Source organism: Myxococcus sp. AB025B, assembly GCF_006518215.1.
Lineage (GTDB): Bacteria > Myxococcota > Myxococcia > Myxococcales > Myxococcaceae > Myxococcus > Myxococcus fulvus.
Window position 1 is genome coordinate 1 of the sequence record NZ_SRLW01000397.1, and the last position, 7519, is coordinate 7519.

Below are 7519 nucleotides of genomic sequence, written 5' to 3' on the forward strand. Positions count from 1 at the left end.
GAGACAGCGCCAGCATCAGTCGGTATCGAGTCTTCATCGCCCGCCTTCTTCAGAATCGCACGCGCCAGCCGCCGCCCTGCCGCTCCACGCGGAGCAGCCATGGCTCCTTGCCCACCTTCCCATCCCTCGCCACCCGTGCCCGCACCAGCACCACGTCCGCATCCCGGCCGTCCAGCTTCGACTCCACAATACCCACCAGCATCAATCCGTGCGCATGCATCTCCGACACCGCCTCCTCGCACGGCCGCATGCCCCCTCCCGTGGCCAGCATCGGCCCCAGCACCGCGCAGTCCCCCGACGGCAACGCCTCGAAGAAACGCGTCACCGTCGCCTCCGCCGCCTCCGTCTTCGAGGCGGCTGACGTACACGCGAGCAGGGCCAGCACGGCCCCGCCCACCCACACTCCCACGTCACGACCCGAACGCATGGCTCAGTAGCAGTTCGAGGCGAACAGCTCGTCGTCCGCCGCGGACACGAACTGGTCGTCACACCACGCGCTCGCCAGCATGTGGCCGTTGCGCACGCAGCCGTCGTGGTTCGTCGCATCCAGCGTGTACTGCGTGTCACCCCCACAGCCACCGCCACACCGGCCAAAGCAGTTGCCCATCACCTTCGGGCGCGACCAGTGGTCCGGCTCGCCGCACAGCCACGTGCTCCCGCTCAGGTAGAACTCATCGCCGCTGCACGACGTGTGGTCGCCCAGCTGGGCGATCTGCTGGTTGCCCGCGAAGCTGAACCCACCCTTGTTGCAGTCGTGCTTCGCGTACGAATACCAGTTGTACACACCCCCACAGCTCCCCGTGAACTTGCCGTTGCAGCGCGCATAGCTGCACAACATCGTGTAGCCACGCCCCTGCTCGCCCATCACCGTGCGCTGGAGCTCCACCGTGGAGGGATGCTGCGCCCACAGGCCCACCGCGCGCCGCAGGTACATCGCCTCGGGCGCCGCCGCGTCACCCGCGGGCAGCTCGGCGCTCAGCGCGTCGTAGAGCGACTTGAGCAGCTCCCGGTCCGCGTCCGTCAGCTGCGTGTCCGCCGCGCCCTCGTCCGCGAAGCCATCCATCGTCGACACGCCGCTGGCCGGGTCCAGCAACCCCGCGAGCGTCATCCCGCGCAGCCGCACCTCCAACCGGTAGACCCCCGGCTCCACCTCGAGCGCCTGGAACGACACCGCGCCGCCGTCCTTCACGAAGGTGCCTCGCGTGTCTCCCGTCTCGGCGGCCAGCGACAGGCCCTCCTGCTTCACCTGCGAGTTCCCGCTCGCACCACCACAGGCCCACAGCATCAACGTCGCGACCGCACAGAGCACCTTGCGCATATCGTTGCATCCCTCCGGCCAGGGGACTGACTCGACCCCGAAAGTCTCGCGGTGGTACCGGGCGCTCACGACTCACTCAAGGCCGGGTGCGTCACATCTCACGCGTGAAACATCTCGCATGTCTCACGGGTGTGCACCGACCCGGCTTCACTGTTCAACACGACGGAAGATGGGCAGTGAGCCCGCAACGCGCTCCAGCGCCACGCCGCCCTCCGGAACCGACTCCTCCACGCCCGTGACGAGCAGCCCTCCGGGCACGAGCCGCGCCACGAGCCCCGCGAGCACCTCTCGCTGAAGCGCCGGCGCGAAGTAGGTGAAGGCCACGTTGCGACACAGGACGAGGTGAAAGGGACCCTCCGGCATGCGGGCCCGCAAGTCCTGCTGGACGAAGGTGAGCCCCTCGCGGAACTCGGGTGCGAGACAGGCCTCCGCGTCGGTACCGGGGAACGCCTCCGCGGCCCACGCGCGCGGCAGCTCCCGGAGCGAGCCGCGCGGATAACAACCCCGGCTCGCACGCGCGAGCAGCACCGTGTCGGCCTCCGTGGCGAGCAACTCCAATCGTGCCTCCGGGAAGCGTGGTGACAGCCCGAGCCGGAAGAGCACGCTCATCGTGTAGGGCTCCTCCCCCGAAGCGCAGCCCGCGCTCCACACGCGCAGCACGGAGGTGGACCCGAGCAGCGCGGGGAGCAGCGTGTCCCGCAGCACATCGAAGACCTCGGCGTCGCGGTAGAAACGCGAGACGGTGACGCGGCAGAGCGCGTCCAGCACGGCCCACTCGTCCGCGTCGGACTCCAGCCGGGCGCGGTACTCGGCCACGCTCGTGAGCCCCAGGGCCGCGAGCCTGCGGCCGATGCGCTTGCACACCTGCCCGCGCACCCGACGGAAACCCTCGAGCCGCAGGTGAAGACGCGGGCCCGCCCAGCGCATCAGCTCGACGCAGTCCTCATCCCTCACCGCGGCCTCCTGCACACCTGCCCTCGCACCCGGCGGAAACCCTCGAGCCGCGGGCCCGCCCAGCACATCAGCTCGACGCAGTCGTCGTCCTTCACCCCGGCCTCCTTGTGTTCGAAGTCGTCCGAGAATGTCAGCAGGCCCGGGCGACGGGCGAGCACGGCAGGCCGGGATGTGGCATGACGCTCGGGCGTTTGCGTTGGAATCCTGGAGGAATCTGCCCTTGAAGAGACTGACTGCGCTCACCCTGTCGGCGGCCCTGGCGGCGGCCGGCTGCACGCATGGCACCGCGGCCACCGAGCCGACCACCCCGCCCCAGCAGGCCACCGCGCCCGCCGCGCCGGCTCCTGAGAAGACCCCGGCGCCCCTGCCCGCGCCCCGGACGTCGGACGTGCTCGCCGGCACCGCCGAGGCCTTCACCGCCGCCTGCACCGCCGACCTCGAGCGCGCCCAGGCCCAAATCACCGCGCTCAAGAAGCTGGACGCGCGCAAGGACGCCCAGGCCGTGCTCGCCGCGTATGACGAGGCGACGGGCTCGCTCATCGCCGCCGCGAACCGCGCCAGCCTCGCGCGCGAGGTCCACCCGCTGCCCGCCTTCCGCGACGCCGCCCGCGAGTGCGAGCAGCGCGTGGACGCCCTCAACGTGGAGATCTCCCAGGACCGCGGCGTCTATGACGCGCTGTCCGCGGTGGACCTGTCCCAGGCGGACGGGCCGACGAAGTACTGGATGGAGCGCACGCTGCTCGACTTCCGCCGCGCCGGCGTGGACCGCGATGACGCCACGCGCGCGAAGGTGAAGTCGCTCAACGAGGAGCTGCTCAAGCTGGGCCAGCAGTTCGGCAAGAACATCGCCGAGGGCGTGCGCCAGGTGTCCCTCACGCCCAAGGAGCTCGCCGGGCTGCCCGAGGACTACGTGAAGTCCCACCCGGCCGGGAAGGACGGCAAGGTGGTCATCACCACCAACTACCCCGACTACTTCCCGTTCATGACGTACGCGAAGGACGGCAAGGCGCGCGAGAAGCTCTGGCGCACCTACCGCCAGCGCGCCTTCCCGGCGAACCAGGAGGTGCTCCAGCAGCTCATCGCCAAGCGCCACGAGCTGGCCACGCTCCTGGGCTACGAGTCCTGGGCCGCGTACACCACCGAGACCAAGATGACCCGCACGCAGAAGACCGCGTCGGAGTTCATCGACCGGCTGGCGGACGCCACCCAGGCGAGAGCGAAGCAGGAGTTCGCGGACCTGCTGGCGCGCAAGAAGAAGGACGTCCCGAGCGCCAAGACGCTCGAGCCGTGGGACCAGGACTACTACGAGGACCGGCTGCGCGCGGAGCGCTTCGGGTTCGACTCGCAGCAGGTGCGCCCGTATCTGGAGTACAGCCGGGTGAAGGCGGGCGTGATGGACATCACCTCGCGCATCTGGGGCATCACCTACCAGCGCGCGGCGGACGCCAAGGTGTGGCACTCCGAGGTAGAGGCCTACGACGTGCTCGACAACGGCACGCTGCTGGGCCGCATCTACCTGGACATGCACCCGCGTGACGACAAGTACAAGCACGCGGCCCAGTTCGACCTGGCGCAGGGCCAGGCCGGCAAGCGGCTCCCCGAGGGCACCCTGGTGTGCAACTTCGCCCGCCCCGGCGAGCTGATGACGCACGACGAGGTGGAGACGTTCTTCCACGAGTTCGGCCACCTGCTGCACGCGGTGTTCTCCGGCAAGCAGCAGTGGAGCGGCATCTCCGGCATCCGCACCGAGTGGGACTTCGTCGAGACGCCGTCCATGCTGCTCCAGCAGTGGGCGGGCAACCCCGAGGTGCTCAAGGAGTTCGCCAAGCACCACGAGACGGAGGCCGCGATTCCCGCGGAGATGGTCGAGAAGCTGCGCGCGTCGAAGGAGTTCGGCAAGGGCCTGTGGGCGCGGCGGCAGCTGTTCCTGTCCGCGGTGAGCCTGGACTACTACTCGCGCAAGCCGGGCTTCGACACCACGGCGGCGCTGGTGGAGCAGCAGACGAAGCTCAGCCCGTTCAAGCACGAGCACCGCCCGGGCACGCACTTCGAGCTCGCGTTCGGCCACCTGGATGGGTACTCGGCCGCGTACTACACGTACCTGTGGTCCTCCGTCATCGCGAAGGACCTGGAGACCGAGTTCCAGAAGAAGGGCTACCTGGACCGCGAGACGGCGATGAAGTACCGCCGGACCGTGCTGGAGCCGGGCGGAGCCAAGCCCGCCGCCGAGCTGGTGAAGGACTTCCTCGGTCGTGACTACGGCTTCGAGGCGTACCGCGCCTACGTCGACGCCGGGAAGTAGCACGCATCCCCCGGGGAGCCCGTGTCACCACGGGCTCCTCGGTGGTCAGCATGCGGGGATGAACCGCATGTCTTGGTAATCGTGTTACCGAAGTCTCCTCGGAACAATTGAAGGAGCCCGGTGGCGCCAGTAGATTGAGCCTCGACTTCGAGGGTGGAGACGCCTCGGTCCGGAGCTCATCTCGATGAAACTGCTGCATGCGTGTGTCCTGGGTCTGTTCGTCACCAGCGGCTGTGCCACGACGTCCGCTTCACGTCAGGTGCCTCCTTCCCTTCCCGACACGGCCGCGCTGGATGCCGAGGTCGCTCGCGCCATGGCGGCGACGGGTGCCAAGGGGCTGGCCATCGCGGTGATTGACGACGGGCGCGTGGTGGCGACGCGGGCCTACGGCGCTCGCAACGCCCAGGGCGAGCCGCTCCAGACGGACACCGTGATGTATGGCGCCTCCATCACCAAGACGGTCTTTGCCTATACGGTGTTGCAGCTGGTGGACGAGAAGAAGCTCCAGCTCGACACGCCCATCTCGCGCTACCTCGACAAGCCGCTCCCGGAGTACCCGGACGAGCAGCGCTACTCGACGTGGTCGCACCTGGCCGATGACGAGCGCTGGAAGCGAATCACGCCGCGCCACCCGCTCACCCACAGCGTCGGCTTCGCCAACTTCGGCTTCCTCGAGCCAGACCAGCGGCTGCGCTTCCACTTCGACCCGGGCAGCCGGTATGCGTACTCGGGGGATGGGCTCATCCTGCTGCAGTTCGTGCTGGAGCGGGGACTCGGACTGGACCTGGGCGCGGAGATGCAGAAGCGCGTGTTCGACCGCTTCGGCATGGTCAACACCAGCATGGTGTGGAGACCGGACTTCGCGAAGAACCTCGCGGACGGGTGGACGATGGAGGGCGCGGTGGAGCCGCATGACGAGCGCAGCACCGTGCGCGCCGCGGGCTCCATGGACACGACCATCGATGACCTGGCGCGCTTCGCCGCCGCCCTGGTGCGCGGTGAGGGCTTGTCGCCACAGTCCTTCGCCGAGCTGACCTCGCCGCAGCTCGCCATCACCACCAAGAGCCAGTTCCCCTCGCTCCAGGCCGAGCTGCCCGTGGAGCAGCGCCGCAAGGACCTGGCCGCGGGGCTCGGCGTGGTGGTGTTCGAGGGGCCGCAGGGGCGCGGCTTCTACAAGGGCGGGCACAACGACAGCACCGGCAACACGCTCGTGTGTCTGCCCGGCTCGCGCCGCTGTGTGCTGATTCTCGCCAACGACGTGCGCGCCGAGAACGCCTTCCCCCAGCTGGTGCGCTTCGTGCTGGGTGAGACGGGCGTGCCGTTCGACTGGGAGTACGGCGACCGGGTCTTCTGGGACGGACGCTGAGCGCTCACGCGCCGCCTTCCGTCTCCTCCGCGAGCGCGGCGTCGAGCTCCGCGCCCAGCGGGTAGATGACCAGATGCCTGGAGGGCTCGCTGCCGTGGCTCACCGCCTCCAGGCGGTAGCGGCTCACCAGACGATGCTGGAGCTTGCGCACGCGGGGCTGGCGCGGTGCGAGCTCCACGGAGACGCCCTCACAAGGGGCGCGTGGCGCAGCCAACCTGTCCACCGAATCTGTTCAAGCCCAGCCCCGAACGTCGCTGCATGAGGCAGCCAGAGTCCCTGGCAGGGCTCCGAGCAGACCGATATAGGGGATGCATGAGCACTGAACAGGACAAAGAGCTAGGTAGCCCTCCCTCAACGGACTCGACTGCTGATGAGACTAAGCCCTCCAGGGAGGACTTAGCTCGAACGCTCCTTTCCATGGCCGCAGAGTGGATGAGGAAAGCGAATGACTCAGGCGAAAGCCCGCCTGAAGCAATTCCTCTGTTTGATGGTCTGGAAAAAGCGGCGGGGGTGTCGATTCCTGGGAAGTTGCTATGGATGCGCCGCACACTCTCTCTGGAAACTGACCGCGGCTGTGCACTGGTGGCGGCGGCACACCTCGACCAAGCGCTAGGGAAGCTCCTACGAGCGTTCTTCGTCGATGACCCGAGTACTGCTGACGAGTTCCTCGGAAACAACCGTCCTCTCGGGACCTTTTCATCTCGTATTCAGGCATGCCTCCTACTGGGCCTGCTCCGCAAAGATCAGTGCCGCGATCTCGACCTTATTCGGAAAGTAAGGAACGAATTCGCCCATCTCTCGGAGAGATTGTCGTTCGAATCACCCAAGATCCGGGATCGCTGCAAGAGCTTCGGCACAAAACTATCAAGCATACACATCGAGCCCCGGCATCGATTCATGGGCGTGGTGATGCGCCTATCAACGGCCATCCACTTTTCGACGGAAGAAATCGAACGCCGCAAGGAGCCAGCCCCGCCCCCTCTCGTGAGAGAGGAAGACGTAGAATTGATTGAGGAAGCGATTCGCCTACTGAAAGAAATGCCCCTGGAGACCCGCCAGCCTCAGTCGAGCAAGACGGAGCCAGAAGAGGAAAAGAAGCCCTAGTCACGCGGCCCCTCCAATACTGCTTGGTCACATCACTCAGGGGGCCGATGGCGGTCTCCAGAGGGAACCGCACTTGTGCTCAGAGACAGCTTCCCCGGGGCTCAGTTCCTCTCAGGAACGGAGAGACCTAACAAAATATTGAGACACTTCTGCACGCATGAGACAGGCGGACGGGACTGGATGAACTGCCTCACTCAGGTCTTCCACAGAGGCAACCGAGGTGCGAGCCTGCACAGCGACGCTCTCCCTCCCCTGAACTTCCAGTGGAATCTTCGTAGGGCGTATCGCCCCTCCACTCCGCCCGTGCCCCCATATCCCCGCGCATCATACCGCAGAGTCATACCCACTTGGCCCAGCCCTCGCTGCAGCGCGCACGCGCCAAGAGGCAGGTTTCTTGAGGTCGTGACGTCATCAACAACAGCAGGTTGCGCCCCGAGCCGATGAGGTCCTTCAACATGTCGATGGTCCCGAACAC

Annotated in this window: 7 protein-coding genes; 3 read left to right on the forward strand and 4 right to left on the reverse strand. The window is 67.2% G+C overall.

Features of this window, described 5'->3' with window-relative positions:
- Positions 1-49: 49 nt before the first annotated feature.
- From FL311_RS38910 to FL311_RS38920, 3 genes are all read right to left on the reverse strand, one after another.
- Complete coding sequence (locus FL311_RS38910; RefSeq protein ID WP_141332707.1) at positions 50-427, reverse strand: hypothetical protein; 378 nt, start codon at positions 425-427, stop codon at positions 50-52.
- 3 nt (positions 428-430) lie between these two features.
- Positions 431-1318 carry a hypothetical protein gene (locus tag FL311_RS38915; protein WP_141332708.1) on the reverse strand — a complete coding sequence of 296 codons (888 nt, stop codon included), beginning with the start codon at positions 1316-1318 and terminating at the stop codon, positions 431-433.
- Positions 1319-1465: 147 nt separating this feature from the next.
- Positions 1466-2272 (reverse strand): protein-glutamate O-methyltransferase CheR, encoded by an 807-nt coding sequence (locus FL311_RS38920; RefSeq protein ID WP_141332709.1) that lies wholly within the window; start codon positions 2270-2272, stop codon positions 1466-1468.
- Between the two features lie 169 nt (positions 2273-2441).
- On the opposite strand from FL311_RS38920, the gene FL311_RS38925 reads away from it, so the two are divergent.
- Positions 2442-4574, forward strand: coding sequence for a M3 family metallopeptidase (locus FL311_RS38925; RefSeq protein ID WP_228557370.1), 2133 nt, complete (start codon positions 2442-2444; stop codon positions 4572-4574).
- Positions 4575-4758: 184 nt separating this feature from the next.
- Positions 4759-5940, forward strand: a complete 1182-nt coding sequence (locus FL311_RS38930; protein WP_141332711.1) for a serine hydrolase — start codon at positions 4759-4761, stop codon at positions 5938-5940.
- A 4-nt stretch (positions 5941-5944) separates the two neighbouring features.
- Here FL311_RS38930 and FL311_RS38935 read toward each other — a convergent pair whose 3' ends face one another.
- Complete coding sequence (locus FL311_RS38935) at positions 5945-6118, reverse strand: R3H domain-containing nucleic acid-binding protein (RefSeq protein WP_255510399.1); 174 nt, start codon at positions 6116-6118, stop codon at positions 5945-5947.
- Positions 6119-6252: 134 nt separating this feature from the next.
- Between FL311_RS38935 and FL311_RS38940 the strand changes: the two genes are divergently transcribed.
- Complete coding sequence (locus tag FL311_RS38940; RefSeq protein WP_194869557.1) at positions 6253-7044, forward strand: hypothetical protein; 792 nt, start codon at positions 6253-6255, stop codon at positions 7042-7044.
- The last annotated feature ends 475 nt before the right edge of the window (positions 7045-7519 follow it).

Coding starts and splice junctions, on each gene's coding strand:
- FL311_RS38930 (WP_141332711.1), top strand. CDS start 4,759: ATGAAACTGCTGCATGCGTGTGTCCTGGGTCTGTTCGTCACCAGCGGC.
- FL311_RS38925 (WP_228557370.1), top strand. CDS start 2,442: ATGTGGCATGACGCTCGGGCGTTTGCGTTGGAATCCTGGAGGAATCTG.
- FL311_RS38910 (WP_141332707.1), bottom strand. CDS start 427: ATGCGTTCGGGTCGTGACGTGGGAGTGTGGGTGGGCGGGGCCGTGCTG.
- FL311_RS38940 (WP_194869557.1), top strand. CDS start 6,253: ATGAGCACTGAACAGGACAAAGAGCTAGGTAGCCCTCCCTCAACGGAC.
- FL311_RS38915 (WP_141332708.1), bottom strand. CDS start 1,318: ATGCGCAAGGTGCTCTGTGCGGTCGCGACGTTGATGCTGTGGGCCTGT.